This window comes from Pseudomonas sp. 58(2021) (genome assembly GCF_017491585.1).
GTDB classification, from domain to species: domain Bacteria; phylum Pseudomonadota; class Gammaproteobacteria; order Pseudomonadales; family Pseudomonadaceae; genus Aquipseudomonas; species Aquipseudomonas fluorescens_BT.
This window is the reverse complement of record NZ_JAFGYZ010000017.1, coordinates 1-24,883: the sequence shown is the minus strand read 5'-3', so window position 1 is coordinate 24,883 and position 24,883 is coordinate 1. Positions and strand designations below refer to the sequence as shown.

Below are 24,883 nucleotides of genomic sequence, written 5' to 3'. Positions count from 1 at the left end.
AATACGGAACCATGTCCACACAACCGATCAAACAACAGCTGGACCGCTTTAATCGCCTCGACCTGCTCGGCCAACCGACCCCACTGGAAAAACTCGAGCGCCTGTCCACCTGGCTCGGTCGCGATGTCTACATCAAGCGCGATGACCTGACGCCACTGGCCATGGGCGGCAACAAGCTGCGCAAGCTCGAATACCTCGCCGCCGATGCCCTCGCCCAAGGCGCGGACACCCTGATCACCGCCGGCGCACTGCAGTCGAACCACGTTCGCCAGACCGCTGCGCTGGCCGCAAAACTGGGTCTGGGCTGCGTAGCCCTGCTGGAAAACCCGCTGGGCACCGACGACGTCAATTACACCGGCAACGGCAACCGCCTGCTGCTGGATCTGTTCGACACCAAGGTCGAGCTGGTCGACAACCTCGACAACGCCGACGAGCAACTGGCGGCCCTCGCCGTGCGCCTGCGCAGCAACGGCAAGAAGCCGTATCTGGTTCCGATCGGTGGCTCCAACGCCCTCGGCGCGCTGGGTTACGTACGCGCCGGTCTGGAGCTGGCTGAACAGATCAAGGACACCGGCCTGCAATTTTCTGCCGTGGTGCTGGCCTCGGGCAGCGCTGGCACTCACAGCGGCCTGGCCCTGGCCTTGAGCGAAGCGCTGCCGCAACTGCCGGTGATCGGCGTGACGGTTTCGCGCAGCGAAGAAGATCAGCGCCCGAAAGTGCAAGGCCTGGCCGAACGCACCGCCGATCTGCTGGGCGTGGCGCTGCCGGAGAGTTTCAAGGTCGAGTTGTGGGACGAATACTTCGGCCCGCGCTACGGCGAGCCGAATGCTGGAACCCTCGCAGCGGTGAAACTGCTGGCCAGCCAGGACGCGGTGCTGCTGGATCCGGTCTACACCGGCAAGGCCATGGCAGGGCTGCTCGACGGCATCGGTCGCGGGCGTTTCGACGACGGCCCGATCATCTTCCTGCACACCGGCGGTGCCCCGGCGTTGTTCGCGTACACGGACTTTCTGTAGTAGGTCGACGCGCATACTGCAGCGCTCGTTCCCACGCTCTGCGTGGGAATGCAGCCCGGGACGCTCCCACGCAGCGTTTGGGAACGTTCGGAATATCAAAAACACATATTCAATTTAAGAATAACAAAAAGAAAATTCATTATTTTCCATTCTAAAAGAACCGTCATATAGTCTCGCCGCAGGCGAATTTCGCGAGAGACGCATAAGCTGCTTTAAGGCAGGATAGCGCTGTCGTCCAATTCCCGGATTCGCCAACTTTCCTTAAGCGTCTTCCATAAGAAAACACAGGGGCTTGTCATGATTTTTTCCGCACTACGTCGAAATCTGCTGGTAGGTTCGCTGGGCCTGGCACTGAGCGCCGGCCTGATCAGCAGCGCCGTTGCCGGTGAGCAACTGCAACAGATCAAGGACAAAGGCGTTATCAACGTCGGCCTGGAAGGCACTTACCCACCGTTCAGCTTCGTCGATGCCGACGGCAAGCTGTCGGGTTTCGAAGTCGAACTGTCCGAAGCCCTGGCCAAGAAGCTGGGCGTCAAGGCCAAGATTCAGCCGACCAAATGGGACGGCATCCTCGCAGCCCTGGAATCCAAGCGTCTGGACGTCGTGGTCAATCAGGTGACCATCTCCGACGAGCGCAAGAAGAAGTATGACTTCTCCGAACCGTACACCGTGTCCGGGATTCAGGCGCTGGTGCTGAAAGACAAGGCAGCCGCGCTGAACATCAAATCCGCGGCCGACCTGTCCGGCAAGAAAGTCGGCGTGGGTCTGGGCACCAACTACGAACAGTGGGTCCGCGCCAACGTGCCGGGTGCCGACGTTCGCACCTACGACGATGATCCGACCAAGTTCGCCGACCTGAACAACGGCCGTACCGACGCAATTCTGATCGACCGTCTCGCTGCGCTGGAATATGCCAAGAAAGCGCCGAAAACCGTGGCTGCCGGTGAAGCCTTCTCGCGTCAGGAAGCCGGTATTGCCCTGCGCAAAGGCGAGCCTGAACTGCTGGCTGCCGTGAACAAGGCCCTCGACGAACTGCGCGCCGACGGCACCCTTGAGAAGCTGTCCACGAAATACTTCAACGCTGACGTCACCCAATAATGGAAGAAGCTTTCCAACTCGCACTGGACTCCGCGCCCTTCCTGTTGAAGGGCGCGTACTACACGGTAATCCTTAGCCTGGGCGGCATGTTCTTCGGCCTGCTGCTGGGCTTTGGCCTGGCGTTGATGCGCCTGTCGCGCTTCAAGTCGGTCAGCTGGCTGGCCCGCATCTACGTGTCGTTCTTTCGCGGCACGCCGTTGCTGGTGCAACTGTTCGTGATCTATTACGGCTTGCCGCAATTGGGCATGGAACTCGACCCGCTGCCGGCGGCGCTGATCGGCTTCTCGCTGAACATGGCCGCCTACGCCTGTGAAATCCTGCGTGCCGCGATCGGTTCGATCGAACGCGGCCAGTGGGAAGCCGCTGCGAGCATCGGCATGACCCGCGCGCAGACCCTGCGCCGGGCCATCCTGCCGCAGGCCATGCGCACGGCGTTGCCGCCGCTGGGCAACAGCTTCATTTCACTGGTCAAGGACACCGCACTGGCCGCCACCATTCAGGTGCCGGAGCTGTTCCGTCAAGCGCAGCTGATTACCGCCCGGACTTTCGAAGTCTTCACCATGTATCTTGCCGCCGCGCTGATCTACTGGATTCTGGCCACGGTGCTGTCGCACTTCCAGAACAAGCTGGAAGCGCGGGTCAATCGGCACGACCAGGAGTCCTGACCCCATGATTGTCGTGGAAAAACTGACGAAGCAGTTCAAGGGTCAAGTCGTGCTCAACGGCATTGATCTGGAAGTGAAAGAAGGCGAGGTCGTGGCAATCATCGGACCCAGCGGCTCGGGCAAGACCACGTTCCTGCGCTGCCTGAACTTCCTTGAGGAACCCACCAGCGGCCGGATCAAGGTCGGCGAGATCGAGATCGATACCAGCCGCCCGCTGAACCAGCAGCAAAGCTTGGTGCGCAACCTGCGCCAGCACGTGGGCTTTGTGTTCCAGAACTTCAACCTGTTCCCCCACCGCACCGCCCTGGAAAACGTCATCGAAGGCCCGATCGTGGTCAAGAAGACGCCTCGCGACGAAGCCATTGCCCTGGGCAAGAAGCTGCTGGCCAAGGTCGGCCTGGCGGGCAAGGAAGACGCCTACCCACGGCGCCTGTCCGGCGGCCAGCAACAGCGCGTGGCGATTGCCCGGGCGCTGGCGATGGAACCGGAAGTGATCCTGTTCGACGAACCGACTTCGGCCCTCGACCCCGAGTTGGTGGGCGAAGTATTGGCGACCATTCGCGGTCTGGCCGAAGAAAAACGCACCATGGTTATCGTCACCCACGAAATGGCATTTGCCCGTGACGTGGCCAACCGCGTGGTGTTTTTCGATAAAGGCGTGATCGTCGAGCAAGGCGAAGCCAAGGCGTTGTTTGCCAATCCGAAAGAAGAACGCACGCGACAGTTTCTCAGCAAGTTCCGCAACAACGGCTGAGCACTGAAAAGTGCAAACCGCTCACTTCCACGGATGGAAGTGATATTTCGCCAGACATGCAAACCCCCTCAAAACACAAACAAACCCCCTCCTGCGACGACAGCAAATATATATGTCCTGCAACAACTTCACCGTGCGTAAAATTCGTCGCACGTTGATTCCTCGCTTCACAAGAGCACCCGACGAAACACGCTGAAAACCGCCAAAACCTGTAGCCAGGTTCCTTGTCACGCCTAGTCCTATTGCTATAACAACGTAGGACGTTTCTGATTAACTGGTAATTCACGGATTAACTAATCCGCTCGCTTGACACCTCTTCCGGCGAACTCTTATCTAGTCATCAACCGGCAAACGCTAGTTCAACAAGTTCCTTTATAACTTGTACGAGACTCCAAAGTTTTATTGCCGGGTAATACACGCCATTCGTTCTTTCGAAAACGGACTTCGCTGCAAGACTTCAAGGAGAGAAACCGATGACCTGCATTTCAATCATCCCGAAATTGGCACCGCCGGCCCTGGAGCAAACCCATGGCACCGGAATCAACCTCATGGCGGCCGCCAACCTGTCGCTCGAAATCGAACCGTATGACGAGATGGACAGCGGCGACTTGATCGAGCTGTTCTGGGATGGCTGCTACGTCGCTTCCCGCGTGCTGAATGCCGGGGATGTCGGAAGCACGATTTGCCTGCGGGTACCCGAGAGCTTCATTGTCAACGGTTCACCCTGCGTGCATTACCGGGTCATGCAGGTCGGAAGAAACCCGACCTTGTCTCCCAGCGCCCGGTTTGAGGTCAAGCTCGACTGCCCGGGCGGGCAACCTGCGCCGGGATGCGAGGAAGAAAATCAGTATCTGCTGCCGGTCAGCCTTCCAGACGTTATCCGCCGGCGTGGGGTCAACCCGAGTCAGATCAAGCGCGGCGTCCCTCTGACCATCGAGCCTTACCTGAACATGGCCGAAGGCGACGAAATCACTCTGCGCTGGGGTGATGCGCGGATGGATCTGCCCCCTGTCACGCAAGCCGATGTCGGCCAGGGAATCCAGGTCTGGGTGCCGCCGGCAATCATCGTCGAAGCGGGCGAAGACCTGCGACTGGATGTGACTTACTGCGTCATTGATCGAGTGGGCAACAACTCGCGCTGGGCGCCGCCACGCACCCTGAAGATTGGCTGCGTGAATCCTTATCTGAAAGTGCCCTTGAGGCAAATTCCCATGGCTGCGGAGCGCAAAGTCGAGTGAGCTTTCGATCTTCTATGCATATTCCTAAAAGTTAGTTTATTTAAATTTTATACGCGCTTAGGGTATATGAACCGGACCACCGGACATTCTTTCGTTCGCCGCACTTTTGCGGCGTTTTTCATGAGATGTGAGGTAGGTAACATGGTCCGGAACCCAATCACCCCAGTGCGGATCGCCAGGGCATTGCGTGCAGCCAAGGAGTGGCACTGATGTCCAGTCTGGCAGACGCAAACGTCCAGAGTGATCTGGACATCGCCCCGTTGTTGTTGCCCGCACAAGTGCTGCGCAACGACGCTCAAGCCATCAAGGCTGCACATGAACTGGCGCAAGCCGCCCGCGTGCAGGCCGCCAAACGCGACCGTCAGCGCAAGCTCCCGTGGGCAGAAATCGAGCAATTCACCCGCAGCGGCCTGGGCAGTATTGCCATCCCGCGCGAGTACGGCGGGCCGCAGGTTTCCTTCGTCACCCTGGCCGAGGTGTTCGCGATCATTTCCGCGGCCGACCCGGCACTGGGGCAGATCCCGCAGAACCAGTTCGGCATCATCAACCTGATCCTCGGCAGCGCCACAGAAGCGCAGAAACAGCAGCTGTTGCAGAGTGTGCTCGAAGGCTGGCGCATCGGTAACGCCGGGCCGGAACGCGGCACCAAGGACACCCTGGAACTGAAAGCGCGCATCACCGCCGATGGTGATGACTACGTGATCAACGGCCAGAAGTTCTATTCCACCGGCGCACTGTTCGCCCACTGGGTCGCGGTCAAGGCACTCAACGATGACGGCAAGCAAGTGCTGGCCTTCGTCCGCCGTGGCACACCGGGTCTGCGCATCGTCGATGACTGGTCCGGTTTCGGCCAGCGCACCACCGCCAGCGGAACGATCCTGCTGCACAACGTGCGAGTCGACGCTGGCCTTGTGGTGGACAACTGGAAGATCAACGAAAAGCCCAACACCCAAGGCGCGGTGTCGCAGCTGATTCAAGCGGCCATCGACGCCGGCATCGCCCGCGGCGCCATCGATGACGCCATCGAATTCGTGAAGACCCGCGCCCGGCCGTGGATCGATGCCAAGGTCGAACGCGCCAGCGACGATCTCTACGTGATCGCCGACATCGGCAAACTGAAAATCGAACTGCACGCCGCCGAGGCGCTGCTGCGCAAGGCCGGGCAAGTGCTGGATCAGGTGCACGCCGCACCACTCACCGCCGAATCCGCCGCCCGCGCGTCGATTGCCGTGGCCGAAGCCAAGGTGCTGACCACCGAGATCTCGCTGCTGGCCAGTGAAAAGCTTTTCGAACTGGCCGGCAGCCGCGCCACCCTCGCCGAATTCAACCTCGACCGTCACTGGCGCAACGCCCGGGTGCACACCCTGCACGACCCGGTGCGCTGGAAGTACCACGCGGTCGGCGCCTGGCGCCTCAACGGCAAGTTGCCGGCTCGCCATTCCTGGATCTGACGACCAGACATCTGGAGAAAACCTATGACCTTTTCCCATCCCGTCGCGGTCATCACCAGCGACGAGCAAGCCCTGATCGTGGCCAGTGACCTGGCCGAAGACTTCCAGCGCGACAGCAACCTGCGCGACCGCGAACGCCGCCTGCCGCTGCCGGAACTCGACGTGTTTTCCCGCTCCGGCCTGTGGGGCATCAGCGTTCCCAAGGAGTACGGCGGCGCCGGCGTGTCCAACGTGACGCTGGCCAAAGTCATCGCCCTGATCGCCCGGGCCGATGGCTCGCTCGGGCAGATTCCGCAAAACCATTTCTATGCCCTCGAAGTGCTCCGGGTAAACGGCAGCCACGAGCAGAAACAACGTCTCTACGCTGAAGTCCTCGCTGGTCAGCGCTTCGGCAATGCTCTGGCGGAACTGGGCACCAGGACCGCCCACGACCGTGTCACCAGCCTCAAACGCGACGGCAGCGGCTATCGCATCAACGGCCGCAAGTTCTATGCAACCGGTGCCATTTACGCCCAACGGATTCCAACGTCCGTGGTCGATGAAAACGGCGTGCAGCAACTGGCCTTCGTCCCGCGTGACAGCAAAGGCCTGACCGTGATCGACGACTGGAGCGGCTTCGGTCAGCGCACCACCGGCAGCGGCTCGGTGGTGTTCGAAGACGTGTATGTCGCCGCCGAAGATGTCATCCCGTTCCAGAGTGCTTTCGAACGCCCGACCTCGGTCGGCCCGCTGGCGCAGATCCTCCACGCCGCCATCGACACCGGCATCGCCCGCGCCGCCTTCGAAGATGCGCTGCACTTCGTACGCAGCAAGACCCGTCCATGGATCGATTCGGGGAATGACAAGGCCACCGAAGACCCGCTGACCCTCAAAAGCTTCGGCCACCTGAGTATCCGCCTGCACGCCACCGAAGCCCTTCTCGAACGCGCCGGCGAATTCCTCGATGCGGCCCAGGCCGAGACCAACGCCGAGACGGTTGCAGCAGCCTCGATTGCCGTCGCCGAAGCGCGGGCGATCAGCACCGAAATCTCCCTGGCCGCCGGCAGCACGTTGTTCGAACTGGCCGGCAGCCAGGCCACCCTGATCGAGCACGGCCTCGACCGTCACTGGCGCAACGCCCGGGTGCACACCCTGCACGATCCAGTACGCTGGAAGTATCACGCGGTGGGCAATTACTACCTCAACGATGAAAACCCTCCGCTGCGAGGGACTATCTGATGAGCAAGAAAAAGATCCTGCTCAATGCGTTCAACATGAACTGCATCGGCCACATCAACCACGGGTTGTGGACGCATCCCCGCGACACCTCGACCCGATACAAGACCATCGAGTACTGGACCGAACTGGCGCAATTGCTGGAGCGCGGGCTGTTCGACGGACTGTTCATCGCCGACATCGTCGGCGTGTACGACGTCTACCAGAACTCGGTTGACGTCACGTTGAAAGAGTCGATCCAGCTGCCGGTCAACGATCCACTGCTGCTGGTATCGGCGATGTCCGCGGTGACCAAAAACCTCGGCTTCGGCCTGACCGCCAACCTCACCTACGAGCCGCCGTATCTGTTCGCCCGACGCATGTCGACCCTCGACCACCTGAGCCGTGGGCGGGTGGGCTGGAACATCGTCACCGGCTATCTGGACAGCGCCGCCAAGGCCATGGGCCTGAGTGAGCAGGTCGAGCATGACCGGCGTTACGACCAGGCCGACGAGTACCTCGAAGTGCTCTACAAACTCTGGGAAGGCAGCTGGGAAAACGGTGCGGTGCTCAACGATCCGCAGCAACGGATCTACGCGCAGCCGGACAAGGTGCACAAGGTCGTGCACAAGGGCGAGTTCTATCAGGTCGAGGGTTATCACCTGTGCGAGCCGTCTCCGCAGCGCACGCCAGTGCTGTTCCAGGCCGGCAGTTCGGATCGGGGACTGCTGTTCGCCGGACGCCATGCCGAGTGCGTGTTCATCAGTGGCCAGAACAAACCGTCGACCAAAGTGCAGGTGGACAAGGTCCGTGCCAGCGCCGTCGAAGCCGGACGCAATCCCGAGGACATCAAGGTGTTCATGGGCCTCAACGTGATCGTCGGCGAGACCGAGGAAGTGGCGTGGGCCAAGCACGCCGAGTACCTGAGCTACGCCAGCGCCGAAGCGGGCGTGGCGCATTTTTCGGCCTCCACCGGGATCGATTTTTCCCAGTACGAAATCGACGAGCCGATCCAGTACGTGAAGAGCAACGCGATCCAGTCCGCCACCAAGAACTTGCAGAACAACGACTGGACCCGCCGCAAGTTACTCGACCAGCACGCTCTGGGCGGGCGCTACATCACCGTGGTCGGCTCCCCGCAGCAAGTGGCGGATGAGCTGGAATCGTGGATCGCCGAAACCGGTCTCGACGGCTTCAACCTGACCCGCATCGTCACCCCGGAAAGCTATGTGGATTTCATCGATCTGGTGATCCCGGAACTGCAACGGCGCGGCTCGTACAAGACCGCGTACGACACCGGCAGCCTGCGGGAAAAACTGTTTCACGGCGAAGCGCACTTGCCGGAGCAACACACGGGCGCCCACTACCGACACACCTCCTCGCACTGACTGGAAAACCACCATGACCAAGAAGCTCCTGTCCCACCCAGTCAAAGCACTGGCCCTGACCTTCGGCCTGTTCAGCTCGGCCATTTTCGCCGCCGACGCGCCGTTGAAAATCGGCACCACCGCCGCGTTCGCGATTCCGTTGGAAGCCGCCGTCGAAGAGGCCGGCAAGCAAGGCCTGAAAGTCGAGCTGGTGGAGTTCACCGACTGGATCGCGCCCAACGTCAGCCTCGCCGCCGGTGACATCGACGTGAACTACTTCCAGCACATCCCGTTCCTGGAAAACGCCAAGGCTGCTTCCGGTTTTGACCTGGTGCCGTTTGCCCCGGGGATCATCAACAACGTCGGCCTGTACTCGAAGAAATACAAAAGCTTCGATGAGTTGCCTGAGGGCGCCAGCGTCGCCATCGCCAACGACCCGATCAACAGCGGACGCGGCCTGCAACTGCTGGCCAAGGCCGGTCTGATCACGTTGAAACCGGGCGTCGGCTACAAGGCCACCGAAGACGATATCGTCGCCAACCCGAAGAAGATCAAGATCCTCCAGGTCGAAGCCGTGCAACTGGTGCGCGCCTACGATGACGCTGATCTGGTCCAGGGCTACCCGGCCTACATCCGATTGGCGAAGACCTTCGACGCAGGTTCCGCGCTGCTGTTCGACGGCCTCGACCACAAGGAATACGTGATCCAGTTCGTGATCCAGCCCAAAAGCAAAACCGATCCGCGCCTGATCAAGTTCGTCGACATCTACCAGCATTCGCCGGCCGTTCGCGCCGCGCTGGACAAGGCCCATGGCAAGCTGTACCAGGCCGGTTGGGAAAGCTGAGGATGACCGCAGCCATCCAACGGCGACTGGATCTTCCAGAGCCACCCGCGCTCGCGGAGCGCACCGAACTGCATCCCGAGCTGAACCGCGCCCATGTGCGCTTCATCGGGCTCGGCAAAACCTACGACGGCAAGCAAGGCCCGGTCGCAGCCCTGCAAGGCATCGACCTGGCGATCCAGCGCGGTGAAGTGTTCGGCATCATCGGCCGCAGCGGCGCCGGCAAGTCGTCGCTGATCCGCACCATCAACCGCCTCGAACAACCGACCTCGGGCCGAGTGCTGATCGATCAGGTGGACATCGGCGAGTATGACGAGGATCGCCTCGTCGCCCTGCGGCGGCGGATCGGCATGATCTTTCAGCACTTCAATCTGATGTCGGCAAAAACGGTGTGGCAGAACGTCGAGCTGCCGCTGAAAGTCGCCGGTGTCCCGAAGGAGCAACGGGAGAAAAAGGTTCGCGAACTGCTGGAGCTGGTGGGCCTGCAAGCGAAGCACAAGGCGTATCCGGCGCAGCTCTCCGGCGGGCAGAAACAGCGTGTCGGCATCGCCCGCGCACTGGTGCATGACCCGGACATTCTGCTGTGTGACGAAGCCACTTCGGCACTGGATCCGGAAACCACCCAGTCGATCCTCGGCCTGCTGCGCGAGATCAACAAACGCCTGGGCCTGACCATCGTGCTGATCACTCACGAGATGGCCGTGATCCGCGAAATCTGCGACCGCGTCGTCGTGCTGGAACATGGCCGCATCGTCGAACAAGGCCCGGTCTGGGAAGTGTTCGGCAACCCGCAACACGAGGTCAGCCAGACCTTGCTCGCGCCGTTGCAACACGCCTTGCCCGAAGAGTTGCAAAGCCGTTTGCAGGCGCAACCGTCGTCGTCCGATGCATCTGTGGTGCTGCGTTTGCAGTTCACCGGCCGCCAGCAGGATGAACCGGATCTGGCCGCGCTGTTCGCCGCGCTCGGTGGCCGGGTGAAATTGCTCCAGGGCGGTGTGGAACGGATTCAGGGCCACGCGCTAGGGCAACTGTTGCTGGCAGTGGCGGGATCAAAGCTGAACGCCGAGGAATTGCGTCAGCGTGCCGGCCAATGGGCGCAACGCACGGAGGTGCTGGGCTATGTGGTTTGATCGCTTGCTGCAGGGTTTCATCGATACGTTTCTGATGGTCGGCGTGTCGTCGCTGATCGCGTTGCTCGCCGGGATTCCGATGGCGGTGATTCTGGTCACCAGCGACAAGGGCGGGATCTATGAAGCGCCAGTTCTGAACCGCGCTCTGGGTGCATTCGTGAACCTGTTTCGCTCGATTCCGTTCCTGATCCTGATGGTCGCGCTGATCCCGTTCACCCGGCTGATCGTCGGCACCACCTACGGCGTATGGGCCGCCGTTGTGCCGCTGACCATCGCGGCCACGCCGTTTTTTGCGCGGATCGCCGAAGTGAGCCTGCGCGAGGTGGACCACGGTTTGATCGAAGCCGCGCAAGCCATGGGCTGCCGACGCTGGCATATCGTCTGGCACGTGCTGTTGCCCGAAGCGCTGCCGGGCATCGTTGGCGGGTTCACCATTACGCTGGTGACGATGATCAACTCCTCGGCGATGGCCGGAGCGATTGGCGCCGGCGGGCTGGGTGACATCGCCTATCGCTATGGTTATCAGCGTTTCGACAGTCAGATCATGCTGACCGTGATCGTGCTGCTGGTGGCGCTGGTGGCGCTGATTCAGCTGGGCGGCGATCGTCTGGCGCGGGGGTTGAACAAGCGCTGAACTGCATGGCGTATAGTCGGCAACATCCATTGCCAGCGCAGCCCGACCATGAAACAGACCCCCACCGATCTGGAACAGATCACCTCCACCACCCTCGGCCACTACAACTCAGTGGCCGAGGACTTTCGTGAAGGCACCCGCGATCACGATGTCAGCCAGAACATCGACGCCCTGCTGCGCCACATCCAGGGTGACGCGCCGTTTTCCATCCTCGATTTCGGCTGTGGGCCGGGGCGGGATTTGCAGACATTCACACGGATGGGTCACATAGCCGTCGGCCTCGACGGTGCGGAAAAATTCGCGCAGATGGCTCGGGAGGACAGTGGCTGTGAGGTGTGGTGCCAGGATTTCCTGAAGCTGGATCTGCCGGCAGAACGCTTCGACGGCATCTTCGCCAACGCGGTGCTGTTTCATGTGCCGTTGCAGGAATTGCCACGAGTCTTGAAGCAGTTGCACGGGACATTGAAACCGGGCGGCGTGCTGTTCAGTTCCAACCCGCGCGGGGATAACCGTGAAGGCTGGAACGGGCCGCGTTACGGCTCGTATCACGATCTTGAAGCCTGGCGCGGATTGTTGACCGCTGCCGGGTTCGTCGAGCTGGAGCATTACTACCGGCCGACGGGGCTGCCGCGTGAGCAACAGCCTTGGCTGGCGAGTGTCTGGCGCAAGATCTGAGACTCAGGGCCCTGTCTCAACCTGATACAAGGCAGGTGCACTCTCCGGCGAGCGCACCGTGATGCTCCGCCCGGGAAGGATCTGCCCCTGTACCTCGTGCGCCTGCACATCAAAGTTGGCCAACAAGCGCGTGCCGTCTTCAAAGGATGTCTGCTGAACCAGCCGGTCCGCGCTCAACCATTCGAAACCGGTGAGGGCCTGGGTCGCCAGACGTTCATGCAAAGGCCGGAAGAACGCATCCTGACGGGCAATCTGCGGCAATCGCTGCGCAAGCGTGTCGACACTGAGGTGATACAGCGGCGCAACGTTGTAGAGCAACTGCGCAAGTTCGTTGTCCGCCCGTACATTGGTCAGTTTCAGGCTATCGAACAGCCAATGGTGGGACGTGATCACCGAGCCATGGAACACCGCCTGATACAACGGCAAACGGCTGGCCGGATCAAAGTGAATACGCCGCAACGACTCTTTGATCGGCACAGGTTTGAAGAAAACCTCGGGCTGCTCCGGCGGATACCACTTGCCTGCAAAGTACCTGGATTCGGGTTTTTTGCTCATTTCGACGTCGCCCCAACCGATCACCGGCGTCTGCATGCCATGGGCGAACAACACGCCTTGCGCGGTCGTTGCGTTGCCATCCTCCGAGCCGGCGGGCAGCTTCAGCACTTCATTGATCCAGCGTGATGCCCCGATGTTGCCTTCGGCATTCTGTGCCTGGGTCATCGTTGCCCCGGGACGGTAGCTGTCGAACAGCATGCCGGTGGCATAGGCATCGAGAAACCAGCTGTTGAAACCGGCGGCGTCGCGAATGGCCGCGACCCGTTGCTCAAGCAGCGGCCGCACGCAGCGAGGGTCGGTGTAATGCCCCGATTGCTGGAAGCCGCTTTTCAGCGTTCCGTCGCTCTTCACGATTGCACACTCAAGATTTGCCCTGTCCCCCAGATGTGCGGTGGTCCAATCAGGATTCTCACCACGGCTCAGCGCCGTTTCATAGGAATCGTACGGTGCGATCAGATAGCCCGCCGCCACGCCTGCCTTGATCGTCTCGGGGTGCCAGAGTCCGCCCTCCCAGCCCTCACCCAGTCCCAACCACAAACGGGACAGCCCGGCGTTCTGTAATTGCTTGATCGTATCCAGCGAAAACGTGCTGCCCCAGCGCTCGGGGTCGGGGGTCAGCGCCTCACCGAGGTGGGCTGCCACTTGTGCGCGTACATCAGCGTAACCGTTGACCAGAGCCTGCATGTCCGGCACTGCCCGGGCCTGCCAGGTCTTGCGCGCCAGGGTATTCAGGGAGTGATTGAGACCGCGCAAAAGCACTTTTTTCTGATAGCGGTTCAACTCCCCGCCAGTGGCCAGGATCTGCAACGCCTCACGATCCATTCCCGCTTTCAGGCCACTGGCCAGCGAGCCACCACCGCGCAAGATGTCGAGCAGCATGGGCCAACTGCGCACATCTTTGGCCCCCAGCAGGTCGTTGCCCCACAGGTATAGATGACTGGCGCCGGGCAGTCGCCTCGCCTCAGGTGTTTTCGTGAATTTGCTGCTCAAGGTTTCATAACGACCGTTATCGATCAGCCACTGCCGGTAGCGCTTGGCGCCGGCCAACGGGTCGGCCACCCCGAGGAACAGGGTGAACGTCAATGGCGCCGATGGTTCGAGTGACGTGAAGCGATGCCGGGCCGACAGTGCCAACGCCTTGCCTTGGGCACTGAACAGCAGCCGATTGTTGTAGGGATTGGTCATCAGCCAGTGCAGGCTGAATCCGTCATGTTCAACACCCCAGAGCGGCAAACTCAGGTCCTGAGTGGTATTGAATTCACCCTGATTCAACAGAAATGCCTGCCACACCGGATCGCCGCGCGGCACGTAGTGCCCCTCGGCCAGTGGCCAGACCAGCCCCTTGCCCATCGCGCGGGCAGGCTGACGCAGAAATTCCAGTTCTGCGGGCTCACGCGCCGTGATCGAGAAGGACAGATCACGCTCATCGAGCGTGGCGCTGAGGGACCAGGCTCCGTCATCCCATTGCCAGTCGAGGCGGTTGTTGCGCTTGCTCAACTGACTGACCTTGTGCGGGGCAATCCCCGTCGACGCCAGCACCGTCTCACGGCCCGCAGGGGTGATATGGACAGCCAGCGTTGCCGGATCGAGTTGCACGCGCCACAGCGAGTTTTCCAATAGCGTGTCGGCCCAGGACAGGGACGACAGGCATAAACCGGCAATCAGCAATAGCGCGCGCAGCCAGCAGGTAACGGTAAGCATCAGACGTCCCTTCTCCTAAAGGAGGAGGGACGTTAACCGAATACGCCGACGCTGTAAGTCAGGCCCTTCGCAAATATGTAACAAGCGGACTTAATGTGCCGATGTCGAAGCGTCTTTCTTCGGCTCGCGAATCTTGTACCAGGCCACATACAGCGCCGGCAGGAACAGCAGCGTCAGCAGTGTCGCCACCACAATCCCGCCGATCATCGCGTAGGCCATCGGGCCCCAGAACACTTCCCGGGCGATCGGGATCATGCCCATGCTCGCCGCTGCGGCGGTCAGCAGAATCGGCCGGCGCCGGTGCTCGGTCGCTTCCACCACCGCATCCCAGGGCGAGTAGCCCTTGTGCTCGAACTCTTCGATCTGCGTCACGAGGATCACCGAGTTGCGGATGATGATGCCGATCAGCGCCAGAATCCCCAGGATCGCCACGAAGCCCATCGGCGTACCGGTCGGCACCAGCGCCAGCACCACGCCGATCAGCCCGAGCGGCGCGACACTGGCCACCAGGAACAGCTTCTGCACGCTGTGCAACTGGATCATCAGGAAAGTCGCCATCAGGAACAGCATCAGCGGCAGCACCTTGGCAATCGGCCCCTGGGCCTTGCCGCTCTCTTCGACCGTACCGCCCGTGGCGACCTTGTACCCCACCGGCAGCTTGGCGGCGAAGGCGTCAATGGTCGGTTTGAGGACTTTCACCAGGTCGGTCGGCTGGATTTCATCGCGCACCGAGGCCTTGATGGTGATGGTCGGCAGACGGTCGCGACGCCACACCAGCGGCTGCTCCAGTTCATAGCGCACGGTGGCGAAGGCCAGCAGCGGAATCGACGTACCGTTGGGCGTGACGATCTGCAGGTTCTGCAGGGTTTCCGGTGTGCCGCGTTCGGAATCCACCGCCCGCCCGACCACATTGATCAGGTAGATATCGTCGTCGACCTGAGTCAGCGGCGAGCCACTGACAATGCTGTTCATCAGGTTGGCCACATCCTCCGAGGACAGTCCGAGCTGACGCGCCTTGTCCTGGGCGATGTCGATGCGCAGGACCTTGCCGGGCTCGTTCCAGTCGTAAATGATCTCGCCGATGTGCGGACTCTTGTCCAGTTCAGTGGCGAGGTCGATGGCGTGCTTGCGCACCTGATCGATGTCCTTGCCGCTGACCCGGTACTGAATCGGGCGCCCCACCGGCGGGCCCATTTCCAGGGCCTGCACGTAGCTGCCGATGCCGACGAAGTCCTTGCGCAGACGATCTCGCAGGCGCTGGCTCAAGGCTTCGCGGGCCTTGAAGTCTTTGCTGACGATCACCAGTTGCGCGTAGTACGGGTTCTGCAATTGCTGGTCGAGGGGCAGGTAGAAACGGATCGCACCCTGGCCGATGTAAGTGCTCCAGCGCACGATGTCCGGGTCGCCCTTGAGCGTGGCTTCGAGTTTGTCGACGGCCTTGCGGGTTTCATCGATGGAGGCGTTTTGCGGCAGGTTGAGGTCGACCAGAATTTCCGGACGGTCGGAAGACGGGAAGAACTGGTTCTGCACAAAGCGCATGCAAAACACCGCGAGCACGAAGCACAGCACGGTGATGCCGATGCACCACCAGCGGTTGCGCATCGACCACAACAAACCGTGATTGAACGCTCGCCCGATACGCCCCGGCTCCGCTTCGTGGGGTTTTACGTTGGTGCTGAGGATGTGCACGCCGATCACCGGCGCGAAGAACACCGCCACCACCCACGACACAATCATTGCCACCGCGATCACCGCAAACAGCGTGTAGGTGTACTCACCGGCGGAGCTGGCGTTGAGACCGATCGGCACGAAACCGGCCACGGTCACCAGCGTACCGGTGAGCATCGGAAACGCTGTGGAGGTGTAGGCAAACGTCGCGGCCTGCTCCTTGGTCTCGCCCATTTCCAGGCGCGTGACCATCATCTCCACGGTGATCATCGCGTCGTCCACCAGCAGCCCGAGGGCGATGATCAGCGCTCCAAGGGAAATCCGCTGCATGGTGATGCCGCTGTATTCCATGTAGACGAACACCATGGCCAGCACCAACGGAATCGAGCACGCCACCACCAGTCCGGCTCGAACGCCAAGGCTGATGAAACTGACCACCAGCACGATGATCACCGCTTCGAACAACGCGCTGGTGAAGCCGCCGACGGCTTCTTCCACCACCACCGCCTGATCGGAAACGGTGTGCACGCCAACACCCACCGGCAAGTCGGCGGTGAGCTGATCGATGCGCTCGTGCAGCGCCTTGCCGAAGGCCTGGACGTTGCCGCCCTTCTGCATGGCGATCGCCAGACCGATGGCCGGCTTGCCGTCGAAGCGAAATTCCGGGGTTGCCGGATCGACGTAGCCACGGCTGATTTCAGCGATGTCGGCCAGACGATAGAAGCGGTCATTGAGTTTGAGATTGACCTCCGCCAAGTCCTTTTCCGAGGCGAACTGCCCGGAGGTTCTCACCGAAATCCGCTCGGGCCCGGCTTCGATCACACCCGCCGGGGTCACGGCGTTCTGCGATTGCAGGCTCTGCACCACCTGGCGTTGATCGATGCCCAGCGCCGCCAGCTTGCGGGTGGAGAAGTTCAGGTAGATCACTTCGTCCTGCTGGCCGACCATCTCGATCTTGCCCAGCCCCGGCACGTTGCGGATCTCGGCGCGCGCCTGTTCCACGTAGTCGCGCAGTTGCCGCATCGTCAGACCATCGGCCGTGAAGGCATAGACCGAGCCGAACACGTCACCAAACTCATCGTTGAATCCCGGCCCCTGAATCCCCTGGGGAAACTGGCCGCGAATGTCGTCGATCTTCTTGCGCACCTGGTACCAGATTTCCGGAATGTCCTTGGCACTGGTGGTGTCGCGCAGGTACACGTAGACCGTGGACTCACCGGGGCGGGTGTAGCTTTTCACGTAGTCGAGGGAATCGAGTTCTTCGAGTTTTTTCTCGATGCGGTCGGTGACCTGCTTGAGCGTTTCCTCCTGGGTCGCGCCCGGCCATTTGGTCTGGATCACCATGGTCTTGATGGTGAACGACGGGTCTTCCTCGCGCCCCAGATTGAAGTAGGAAAACACCCCCATGAGCAATGCGACGAACATCAGATACCAGACGAAAGACTGATGCTTGAGGGCCCATTCGGAGAGATTGAAAGACCCTTTCATTGACTGTCCTCGTCGAGTTTCACGGCTTGTCCGGATTTGAGGCTGTTGACGCCGGCGCTGACCACACGCTCGCCGGACTTGACTCCGCCGGCCAGCACCACGGTGCTGTCGGTGCGGCTGGTTACGCTGATGTCACGCGGGGCGACGGTCTTACTTTGCGGGTCGATCACCCAAATCCGGGTTTTGCCGTCGACCTCCTGCAAGGCCGTCGCAGGCAATTCGATTCTCGGTTTGATCGCCGAACTGAGGGTCACGCTGATTGCCGTGCCGAGGCGGAATCCGGGTGGCGTGCTGGCCAGGGTTAACCGGGCACGACGGGTGCGCGTGGCGCTTTGCGCCTGGGGTTCGATTTCACGAATGACCGCCGTGGTATTGATGCTCGGATCAAGTTGTGCGGCCACCAGAAACACCACGTCGCTGGGGATCTGATCAACCAGCGTGTCCGGCAGATCGATCACCGCTTCCTTGATATCCGGTTGTGCCAGCGTCACCACCTGCTGGCCGGCCGTCACCACTTGCCCGGCCTCGGCGTTCCACGCCGTGACCACGGCTTTGTGGTCGGAACGCAGCTCGGTATAGCCGAGTTGATCCTTGCTCTGGTTGACTGCCGCCCGCGCCTGGTCGAGGGACGCCTGGGTGGTTTTCAAATCCGTGGTGGCGATGTCCAGTTGCGCCTGGGCGCCGACACCACGATCAAACAGCGCCTGCTGACGCCGGGCGTTGGCCTGGGCGTTGATCAGTTGCGCCTCGACTTTCGCCAGATCGCCCTGGGCCGAGCGCAACTGGTTCTGCTGGTCGGACGGATCGAGGGTGGCGAGCAAGGTGCCCTTCTCCACCTCGGCACCCACGTCGACGTTACGGCTGGCAATCCGACCGCCGACGCGGAAACCGGTGTTGCTCTCGTAGCGCGCCTGAATGCTGCCGGCGAAACGACCGAGGGTTTCCTCGTTCAGCGCTTGGACCTTGATCGACAACACCGGCCGCACCGGTTCGGGCGGCGGCTCGCTCTTGGAACAGGCAACCAGCAGCAGCCCGATGGACAACACCCATAAAGGCTTCATGGCTGTGCTCCCGGTTGCAGTTCCTTGTAGGTGTTCTCGGCGATCTCGACTTTCATCCCCGGATGCAGCAATTGCCCACCGGCAACGATCACTTTTTCGCCGCCCTTGAGGCCTTCGCTGATGATCACGTGCCCGGTCAGGTAACGACCGACAGTGACGTTGTGCAGTTGCGCCTCACCCTTGTCGTCGACCATCCACACCGCCGGCTCGCTGATGTTTTTGGTCAGCGCCGACCAGGGCAGCTCCACCGCCGATTTGCCGGAGCCTTTTGCGGTGGCACTGACCACCGAGCCAAGCTGCATACCCTGAGGCAGACTGTCGAGAGTGACCTTGACTTGCACCGTGCCGGATTGCGCCGACACCGCCGGGGTGATTTCGCGCACGGTGCCGGTGGTCTTGATGGCCGGGTTGTCGAGCAGGCTGACGACAATCGAACGCTCTGCCGGCCGCTCGGCCAAAAGGGACTCGTACACGTTGAATACCGCGTCGCGATCGCCGTCCCGGGCCAGGCTGAAGATCGGCGCTGTGGCCTGAACCACCTGACCCACTTCGGCCTGACGCTCGGTGATGACACCCGGCGCGTCGGCGATCAGCGAGGTGTAGCTCAGTTGATCCCTGGCGTTGGCCAGCTGCGCCTGAGCCGCGCTCAAGGCACTCTGGCTGCTGCGCAACGCCGCCTGCGCGGAATCGTATTCGCTCTGGCTGGTGTAGCCCTTGGGCAACAGTTTCTGCTGGCGGACGAACGCGGCAGCGCTCTGTTTGACTCGCGCCTGCTCGGCCAGCACCTGGGCCTGGGCGGAATCGACGTTGGTCTGCAAATCCTTGGGATCGAGCTTGGCCAGTACCTGTCTGGCCGAGACGCGGTCACCGACATCGACCATGCGCTGGATGATCTTGCCGCCGACCCGGAACGACAGTTCGGTCTGCACCCTGGCCTGAACGTCACCGGTGAGGGTCACCGACGCCGCGTAGTCCGCCGGCTTGACCTCTTGCACAAAGACTCGCGGAAGATACTCCTGGGGAGCCTTTTTTTCGCCGCAAGCGGCGAGCAAAGCGAGCACGCTCAGCAGGACCACTGTTTTCATTCCGGGACTCGCCATGCAGACTCCTTCCTGTGTACGAACGTGCAAGTGACGATACGACTGTGAGCTTAGAACAGGGTTCCGAGTCTGCATGCGCGAATCTTATACTCCCTGTGATCGTTCCCACGCTGTGCGTGGTAACGCCGCCATGGACGCTCCGCGTCTGCCTTTGACGCAGATGCATTCCCACGCACAGCGTGGGAACGATCAACGAGGATTCAATGCTCAAGACCCTCGCGGTGGCCAATTACCGCTCGATCAATAAATTGGTGATTCCGTTGGGTCGGCTGAACCTGATCACCGGCCCCAACGGCAGCGGCAAGTCCAACCTGTATCGGGCGCTGCGGCTGTTGGCGGAAACCGCTCAGGGCGGCGTGGTCAATGCGCTGGCCCGTGAGGGCGGGCTCGACTCAACGTTCTGGGCCGGGCCGGAAACCATCAGCCGGCGCATGCGCAACGGTGAAGTACCGATCCAGTCCACCGTGCGCCAGGGTGTGAAACGCCTGCGTCTGGGGTTTGCCGGGGAGGACTTCAGCTATTCAATTGCCCTGGGTTTGCCGGAGCCAAGCCTTTCGTTCTTTTCCCTCGACCCGGAAATCAAAAAGGAATGCATCTGGGCCGGGCCGCTCTATCGTCCGGCCAGTCTGCTGGTGGATCGCGACGGGCCGATGATCCGTGCCCGTGAAGGTCGTGGCTGGGATGTTCTGGCGCAATACACGCCGAACTTCGACAGCCTGTTCGATCAGGTCGGCAGCCTGCGCACCTCGCCGGAAGTGTTCCAGATGCGCGAGTTCATCCGCCGCTGGCGCTTCTACGATCACTTTCGCAGCGACGCCGACGCCCCGGTGCGCCAGCCGCAACTGGGCACGCGCACGCCGGTGCTGCATCACGACGGGCGGGATCTGGCAGCAGCGTTGCAGACCATCCGCGAGATCGGCGATCCCGAGGCGTTGCAGGCGGCGATCAGCGATGCCTTTCCCGGCGCACGGCTGAACATCGCGCCGCTGGCGGGCGGACGCTTTGCCATCGAGTTCTTTCAGGAAGGCTTGTTGCGGCCGTTGTCGGCGGCGGAACTGTCGGATGGCACGTTGCGTTATCTGCTGCTGGTCGCCGCGCTGCTGACACCACGCCCGCCTTCGCTGATGGTGCTGAACGAACCGGAAACCAGCCTGCATCCGGATCTGCTGCCGGCGCTGGCACGTCTGATTATCCGGGTCTCGGAGCAGTGTCAGGTGTGGGTGGTGTCACATGCCCGACGATTGATTTCGGCATTGCAGCAAGACCCGGAATGCAATTGCATCGTGCTGGAAAAAACCCTCGGTCAGACGGGAATAGTCGGGCAGAGGGTTCTGGATGAGCCGGCGTGGAATTGGCCGGATTAGGTGTGCCAGTTGAAGAGCCCCTCACCCTAGCCCTCTCCCAGGGGAGAGGGAACCGATTGGGGGATGCTCAAGAGTTACGCCGACCTGATCTTGCTGTACTGAATCCATAGTCAACTCGGTCGTTCAGGTCGATGCAGGACGCAACACACCTCGGTCGGCTCCCTCTCCCTCCGGGGAGAGGGCTGGGGTGAGGGGGAGGGTTCACTGCGGACTATCAGACAATTAACCCTGCCACTTCCCACCTTCGACAATCACACTCTCAGGCTTGGTGTCATCACTCAGCTCTTTACGCACATATTGGTCATACAGTTTCAGCAGATATTTCTCTTCCCCAAGCTTGGCCAGCTCCGTATTCACCCAATCGCGCAGTTCGATGTTGCCCTTCTTCACCGCCGGTGCAATCGGCGCTTCGGCGCCAAGTTTTTCGTCCAGCACACGGTAGCCCGGGTTTTGCTTGGCCCAGCTGAACAGCACCAGATTGTCCTGCGCGTAGGCATCGCCACGGCCGTTGGCCAGGGCTTGCAGCGACTCGGAGTTTTTCTCGAACTTCAGCAGTTTCCAGTCCGGGTGGTTCTTGGTCAGCCAGATATCGGCCGTGGTGCCAGTGGTGACGATGGTGGTGCGGGTTGCCAGATCATCGAGCTTTTTCACATCACTGCTCTGCGGCACCAGCGCCTGCACCGCAACCTTGAGGTTCGGGTTGGTGAATTCCACCGCTTCCTTGCGCTCCGGGGTCACGGTCATGTTGGCGAGGATCAGGTCCACCTTGTCGCTTTGCAGGAATGGAATGCGGCTAGCCGGTTCCACGGCCACGAACTCGACCTTGTTTTCATCGCCCAGCAGATCCTTGGCGAATTGACGACCGATGTCGGTATCGAAGCCGACATAGCGACCAGCTTCATTGACGAAGCCGAACGGCGGTTTGTCGGTGAATACGCCGACGATCAGTTTGTCGCGGGCCTTGATCTTGTCCAGGTAACCCGCTGGCGCGGTGCTTTCGCTGGCGACTTTCGGCTTGGCCGGTTCTTCGGTCTTGTTGCAGCCGGCCAGCAGCGCGAGGCTGATCAGCGGTAATGCGAATAGGGCTTTGGCAGTTTTCATGGCAGTTCCAGTTCCTTGGTTTGGGTCGTTTTGGGCGAGGTCGTTGAAGGCAGGGCTTCGACGTAGGAGAACTTCTCCAGGAACTGCTGCGCGCGTGCGGTTTGCGGGTTCGTAAAGAAAAGCTCGGGCGGGTTCTGTTCAAGGATGCGCCCGGCGTCCATGAACACGATGCGATCGGCCACCGCGCGGGCGAAGGCCATTTCGTGGGTGACGATCAGCAGAGTCATGCCTTCGCGGGCCAGGCCCTGAATCACTTGCAGCACTTCCTTGACCATCTCCGGATCAAGGGCGGCGGTGACTTCGTCGAAGAGCATGACCCGCGGGTTCATGCACAACGAGCGGACGATGGCGATGCGTTGCTGCTGGCCACCGGAGAGCTGTCGCGGGAAGGCGTCGCGCTTGTCCGACAGGCCCACGCGTTCGAGCAATGCTTCGGCTTGTTGTTGTGCTTCGCGGCGTTCGCGTTTCTGCACTTTCAGCGGACCGAGCAGCAAATTGTCGAGCACGCTCATGTGCGGGAACAAGTGATAACTCTGGAACACCATGCCGATCTGCTGACGCACTTCGCGCCAGTCGGTGGACTTGTCCAGCAACTCGCGACCGGCGAATTTCAGGTGGCCGCTGTGGGCGGTTTCCAGGCCATTGAGGCAACGCAGCAGAGTGCTTTTGCCGCAGCCGCTGGGGCCGAGAATGACGATCACTTCGCCGGACTTCACTTGCAGGTCGATGCCCTTGAGCACCTGCTGTTCGCCGAAGAATTTGTTGAAGCCCTGAAACTCGATCAATGCGCTCATGCTTGCGTCCAGCGCCGCTCCAGCACACGCGAGGCGGCCGACAGCGGGTAGCAGATGAAAAAGAAAAACAGAAACAGCGCGCCGTAGATCAGCACCGATTCGTACGTACGCTCGATGATCTGCTGGCCGACCTTGATCACATCCACCACACCGATCAGCACCGCCAGCGAACTGGTCTTGATGATCCGCGTGTAGACGTTGATGGTCGGCGGCGTCATGCGCTTCAGCGCCTGGGGCAGCAGCACGTAGCCGTAGAGCTGCGCCGCGTTCAGACCGATCGACAACCCCGCCTCACGCTGCCCGCGCGGCAACGAATGCAGCGCACCCCGCGCCACTTCACCGACCTCGCTGGCGCCCCACAGCGACAGCACCAGCACCGCGCACCAGAAGCTCGGCAGGCTCAGGCCGAAGAAAATCGGCAGACCGAAAAACAGCAGGTACAACCAGACCAGCACCGGAATCGCCCGGAACAGTTCCAGATAAACCCGCAGCACCGCGTTCAGCCACGTCACATTGAGCGTGCGCAGCACGCCGTAGAGCACGCCGCCGACGGTGCTGATGGCGATACTGAGGAAGGAGATCGAAAGGGTTTGCCCGGCGCCTTTGGCCAGTTGCGGCAAGGACACCCAGAGTAGTTCAAGACCCGAACTGGCCATGCTGGAGCCTCCTTTCCAGACGGCTCAACAGCAGCGACAGCGGCAGGAACAGCAGCACGCAGATCAGCGTCAGCACGGCGAGCATTTCGTAGGTTTTGTAGTAGAGCGCGATGTAGCTTTTGGTGGTGTAGAGAATCTCCGGCACCGCCACGGCCGAGACCACGGTGGTCTCCTTGAGCAGGAAAATGAAATTGGCGAACAGCGACGGCAGGCTGAGGATCCCCGCTTGCGGCAGGATCACGTAGCGCAGCAACTGGCCGTGGGACAGGCCGATGGAGCGGCCCGATTCGAGCTGCGCCTGGGGCACCGCATCGACGCCGGCGCGCAGCACTTCGGTGAGGTAGGCGCCGCCGAGAAACGTCATGGTGATGATCGCCGCAGTGAAACCGGAAACCTTGATCCCCAGCGCCGGCAGCGCGAAGTAGACGAAAAACAGCTGGATCAGCAGCGGCGTGTTGCGCGCCAGTTCCACATAGAGCCCGACCAGTTTTTGCAGGTAAGGCGTGCGAAACACCAGAATCGTCGCATTGAGCAAAGCCACCAGCAGCGAGGTGCCGATGGCGATCAAACCGACCTGCAGCGTCACACCCACGGCTTTGAGAAACGCCGGCAGGGTGCTGAGGATAAATGCGTAATCGAAGGTCATGAAACATCCTGACGTCGCTCGGTAAGCGACGGTGGTGCAGTCCATGGACAGCGGATAGCCGTCCTGCAAGCACCGACTTTAAAGGTATAAAAATCAGAATTTAAATACCGATAAAGCATATTGATATCACACAAAAAACTATCCTGCGGGTTTGCCGCGACAGAATAAGAAGGCTATTTTTCCTTTCGCTGTAGGAAGGATCTTTTTTTCGTAATAGCCCTCCAAGGACGAACAGCTTTTGGCCAGACTCCCCCGGCTGAACTCATAACAAGGAAGAAAACATGGACGTAAAAGTGCCGCAGCGACCGGACCCGCAGGATTTCGTGAAATGGCTGGTGGCTTTGCGCAGAGCGTTGAAACACACCGCGTAGATCAAACGCGAAAAGCCCCCTCATCGGAACGCCGCCCGCCCACCCCTCTCCCCCTGGGAGAGGGAGCCGACAGAGTTGTCTTTCGACAGACATCGACCTGAAAAACCGAGCCGATTATGGATTCGGTGAAGAATAATCAGGTCGGCGTACCTCTACAGCATCCCCCAATCAGTCCCCTCTCCCCCCGGGTGTATGTACCGGAGACATGGTGGACAGGTGTTCGGAGACATGGTGGACACTTTTAAATAGACACATTGCTCATCGCGAAGGAGATGGCCTGTGTCTTGGGAAGAGGTGTCTACCGTGCAGCTACGT

General features: G+C 61.0%; 21 protein-coding genes. 13 read left to right on the top strand and 8 right to left on the bottom strand.

The window, feature by feature from the left end; genetic code table 11:
* The first annotated feature begins 11 nt into the window (after positions 1–11).
* The 12 genes from J5M72_RS19680 to J5M72_RS19625 all read left to right on the top strand — a co-directional run bounded on the left by J5M72_RS19680 (position 12) and on the right by J5M72_RS19625 (position 12,063).
* Positions 12–1,016 (top strand): D-cysteine desulfhydrase, encoded by a 1,005-nt coding sequence (locus J5M72_RS19680; protein WP_207866840.1) that lies wholly within the window; start codon positions 12–14, stop codon positions 1,014–1,016.
* A gap of 297 nt (positions 1,017–1,313) precedes the next feature.
* Positions 1,314–2,114: a cystine ABC transporter substrate-binding protein gene (tcyJ, locus tag J5M72_RS19675; protein WP_207866839.1), complete on the top strand. Its 801-nt coding sequence runs from the start codon at positions 1,314–1,316 to the stop codon at positions 2,112–2,114.
* The gene (gene tcyL / locus J5M72_RS19670; RefSeq protein WP_169428384.1) at positions 2,114–2,779 is read left to right on the top strand and encodes a cystine ABC transporter permease; all 666 of its coding nucleotides are present in this window, start codon (positions 2,114–2,116) and stop codon (positions 2,777–2,779) included. Before tcyJ ends, tcyL begins: the two co-directional genes overlap by 1 nt.
* Before the next feature lie 4 nt (positions 2,780–2,783).
* A complete protein-coding gene (gene tcyN / locus J5M72_RS19665) occupies positions 2,784–3,533 on the top strand; it encodes an L-cystine ABC transporter ATP-binding protein TcyN (protein ID WP_169428383.1) in 750 nt (249 codons plus the stop codon).
* Positions 3,534–4,006: 473 nt separating this feature from the next.
* Positions 4,007–4,771, top strand: coding sequence for a hypothetical protein (locus J5M72_RS19660; RefSeq protein WP_169428382.1), 765 nt, complete (start codon positions 4,007–4,009; stop codon positions 4,769–4,771).
* A 209-nt stretch (positions 4,772–4,980) separates the two neighbouring features.
* Positions 4,981–6,222 carry an SfnB family sulfur acquisition oxidoreductase gene (locus tag J5M72_RS19655; RefSeq protein ID WP_207866838.1) on the top strand — a complete coding sequence of 414 codons (1,242 nt, stop codon included), beginning with the start codon at positions 4,981–4,983 and terminating at the stop codon, positions 6,220–6,222.
* Positions 6,223–6,246: 24 nt separating this feature from the next.
* Positions 6,247–7,440, top strand: coding sequence for an SfnB family sulfur acquisition oxidoreductase (locus tag J5M72_RS19650; RefSeq protein WP_207866837.1), 1,194 nt, complete (start codon positions 6,247–6,249; stop codon positions 7,438–7,440).
* A complete protein-coding gene (locus J5M72_RS19645) occupies positions 7,440–8,804 on the top strand; it encodes an LLM class flavin-dependent oxidoreductase (RefSeq protein WP_207866836.1) in 1,365 nt (454 codons plus the stop codon). The genes J5M72_RS19650 and J5M72_RS19645 overlap by 1 nt, the downstream gene beginning before the upstream one ends.
* 13 nt (positions 8,805–8,817) lie before the next feature.
* On the top strand, positions 8,818–9,627 hold the full coding sequence (locus J5M72_RS19640) for a MetQ/NlpA family ABC transporter substrate-binding protein (protein WP_207866835.1): 810 nt from the start codon (positions 8,818–8,820) through the stop codon (positions 9,625–9,627).
* 2 nt (positions 9,628–9,629) lie between these two features.
* Entirely contained in the window at positions 9,630–10,754 is a 1,125-nt protein-coding gene (locus J5M72_RS19635; RefSeq protein WP_207866834.1) for an ATP-binding cassette domain-containing protein, read from the top strand.
* A complete protein-coding gene (locus tag J5M72_RS19630) occupies positions 10,744–11,388 on the top strand; it encodes a methionine ABC transporter permease (RefSeq protein ID WP_207866833.1) in 645 nt (214 codons plus the stop codon). Before J5M72_RS19635 ends, J5M72_RS19630 begins: the two co-directional genes overlap by 11 nt.
* Before the next feature lie 48 nt (positions 11,389–11,436).
* Entirely contained in the window at positions 11,437–12,063 is a 627-nt protein-coding gene (locus J5M72_RS19625; protein ID WP_207866832.1) for a class I SAM-dependent methyltransferase, read from the top strand.
* Between the two features lie 3 nt (positions 12,064–12,066).
* Here J5M72_RS19625 and J5M72_RS19620 read toward each other — a convergent pair whose 3' ends face one another.
* The 4 genes from J5M72_RS19620 to J5M72_RS19605 form a co-directional block, all read right to left on the bottom strand.
* Positions 12,067–14,319: a glycoside hydrolase gene (locus J5M72_RS19620; RefSeq protein WP_207866831.1), complete on the bottom strand. Its 2,253-nt coding sequence runs from the start codon at positions 14,317–14,319 to the stop codon at positions 12,067–12,069.
* Between the two features lie 90 nt (positions 14,320–14,409).
* Entirely contained in the window at positions 14,410–17,475 is a 3,066-nt protein-coding gene (locus tag J5M72_RS19615; RefSeq protein ID WP_207866830.1) for an efflux RND transporter permease subunit, read from the bottom strand.
* Positions 17,472–18,536 (bottom strand): efflux RND transporter periplasmic adaptor subunit, encoded by a 1,065-nt coding sequence (locus J5M72_RS19610; protein WP_207866829.1) that lies wholly within the window; start codon positions 18,534–18,536, stop codon positions 17,472–17,474. The genes J5M72_RS19615 and J5M72_RS19610 overlap by 4 nt, the downstream gene beginning before the upstream one ends.
* Positions 18,533–19,636 carry an efflux RND transporter periplasmic adaptor subunit gene (locus J5M72_RS19605; RefSeq protein ID WP_207866828.1) on the bottom strand — a complete coding sequence of 368 codons (1,104 nt, stop codon included), beginning with the start codon at positions 19,634–19,636 and terminating at the stop codon, positions 18,533–18,535. The genes J5M72_RS19610 and J5M72_RS19605 overlap by 4 nt, the downstream gene beginning before the upstream one ends.
* 203 nt (positions 19,637–19,839) lie before the next feature.
* On the opposite strand from J5M72_RS19605, the gene J5M72_RS19600 reads away from it, so the two are divergent.
* Positions 19,840–21,000 carry an AAA family ATPase gene (locus J5M72_RS19600; protein ID WP_207866827.1) on the top strand — a complete coding sequence of 387 codons (1,161 nt, stop codon included), beginning with the start codon at positions 19,840–19,842 and terminating at the stop codon, positions 20,998–21,000.
* 222 nt (positions 21,001–21,222) lie between these two features.
* Here the strand turns inward: J5M72_RS19600 and J5M72_RS19595 are convergent, their stop codons facing one another.
* From J5M72_RS19595 to J5M72_RS19580, 4 genes are read right to left on the bottom strand one after another with little or no spacing between them, the layout of a single operon-like run.
* A complete protein-coding gene (locus J5M72_RS19595; protein WP_207866826.1) occupies positions 21,223–22,101 on the bottom strand; it encodes a transporter substrate-binding domain-containing protein in 879 nt (292 codons plus the stop codon).
* A complete protein-coding gene (locus J5M72_RS19590) occupies positions 22,098–22,895 on the bottom strand; it encodes an amino acid ABC transporter ATP-binding protein (protein ID WP_207866825.1) in 798 nt (265 codons plus the stop codon). The genes J5M72_RS19595 and J5M72_RS19590 overlap by 4 nt, the downstream gene beginning before the upstream one ends.
* Complete coding sequence (locus J5M72_RS19585; protein WP_207866824.1) at positions 22,892–23,551, bottom strand: amino acid ABC transporter permease; 660 nt, start codon at positions 23,549–23,551, stop codon at positions 22,892–22,894. Before J5M72_RS19585 ends, J5M72_RS19590 begins: the two co-directional genes overlap by 4 nt.
* Positions 23,532–24,197: an amino acid ABC transporter permease gene (locus J5M72_RS19580; RefSeq protein WP_007918712.1), complete on the bottom strand. Its 666-nt coding sequence runs from the start codon at positions 24,195–24,197 to the stop codon at positions 23,532–23,534. Before J5M72_RS19580 ends, J5M72_RS19585 begins: the two co-directional genes overlap by 20 nt.
* Between the last annotated feature and the right edge of the window lie 686 nt (positions 24,198–24,883).

What these genes read in the sequence shown, in the direction of transcription:
- J5M72_RS19680 (WP_207866840.1), top strand. Translation starts at nt 12, where the DNA reads ATGTCCACACAACCGATCAAACAACAGCTGGACCGCTTTAATCGCCTC.
- J5M72_RS19650 (WP_207866837.1), top strand. Translation starts at nt 6,247, where the DNA reads ATGACCTTTTCCCATCCCGTCGCGGTCATCACCAGCGACGAGCAAGCC.
- J5M72_RS19610 (WP_207866829.1), bottom strand. Translation starts at nt 18,536, where the DNA reads ATGAAGCCTTTATGGGTGTTGTCCATCGGGCTGCTGCTGGTTGCCTGT.
- J5M72_RS19590 (WP_207866825.1), bottom strand. Translation starts at nt 22,895, where the DNA reads ATGAGCGCATTGATCGAGTTTCAGGGCTTCAACAAATTCTTCGGCGAA.
- J5M72_RS19625 (WP_207866832.1), top strand. Translation starts at nt 11,437, where the DNA reads ATGAAACAGACCCCCACCGATCTGGAACAGATCACCTCCACCACCCTC.
- J5M72_RS19600 (WP_207866827.1), top strand. Translation starts at nt 19,840, where the DNA reads ATGCTCAAGACCCTCGCGGTGGCCAATTACCGCTCGATCAATAAATTG.
- J5M72_RS19660 (WP_169428382.1), top strand. Translation starts at nt 4,007, where the DNA reads ATGACCTGCATTTCAATCATCCCGAAATTGGCACCGCCGGCCCTGGAG.
- J5M72_RS19635 (WP_207866834.1), top strand. Translation starts at nt 9,630, where the DNA reads ATGACCGCAGCCATCCAACGGCGACTGGATCTTCCAGAGCCACCCGCG.
- J5M72_RS19630 (WP_207866833.1), top strand. Translation starts at nt 10,744, where the DNA reads ATGTGGTTTGATCGCTTGCTGCAGGGTTTCATCGATACGTTTCTGATG.
- J5M72_RS19655 (WP_207866838.1), top strand. Translation starts at nt 4,981, where the DNA reads ATGTCCAGTCTGGCAGACGCAAACGTCCAGAGTGATCTGGACATCGCC.
- tcyJ (WP_207866839.1), top strand. Translation starts at nt 1,314, where the DNA reads ATGATTTTTTCCGCACTACGTCGAAATCTGCTGGTAGGTTCGCTGGGC.
- tcyL (WP_169428384.1), top strand. Translation starts at nt 2,114, where the DNA reads ATGGAAGAAGCTTTCCAACTCGCACTGGACTCCGCGCCCTTCCTGTTG.
- J5M72_RS19620 (WP_207866831.1), bottom strand. Translation starts at nt 14,319, where the DNA reads ATGCTTACCGTTACCTGCTGGCTGCGCGCGCTATTGCTGATTGCCGGT.
- J5M72_RS19585 (WP_207866824.1), bottom strand. Translation starts at nt 23,551, where the DNA reads ATGGCCAGTTCGGGTCTTGAACTACTCTGGGTGTCCTTGCCGCAACTG.
- J5M72_RS19640 (WP_207866835.1), top strand. Translation starts at nt 8,818, where the DNA reads ATGACCAAGAAGCTCCTGTCCCACCCAGTCAAAGCACTGGCCCTGACC.
- J5M72_RS19615 (WP_207866830.1), bottom strand. Translation starts at nt 17,475, where the DNA reads ATGAAAGGGTCTTTCAATCTCTCCGAATGGGCCCTCAAGCATCAGTCT.
- J5M72_RS19605 (WP_207866828.1), bottom strand. Translation starts at nt 19,636, where the DNA reads ATGGCGAGTCCCGGAATGAAAACAGTGGTCCTGCTGAGCGTGCTCGCT.
- J5M72_RS19580 (WP_007918712.1), bottom strand. Translation starts at nt 24,197, where the DNA reads ATGACCTTCGATTACGCATTTATCCTCAGCACCCTGCCGGCGTTTCTC.
- J5M72_RS19645 (WP_207866836.1), top strand. Translation starts at nt 7,440, where the DNA reads ATGAGCAAGAAAAAGATCCTGCTCAATGCGTTCAACATGAACTGCATC.
- tcyN (WP_169428383.1), top strand. Translation starts at nt 2,784, where the DNA reads ATGATTGTCGTGGAAAAACTGACGAAGCAGTTCAAGGGTCAAGTCGTG.
- J5M72_RS19595 (WP_207866826.1), bottom strand. Translation starts at nt 22,101, where the DNA reads ATGAAAACTGCCAAAGCCCTATTCGCATTACCGCTGATCAGCCTCGCG.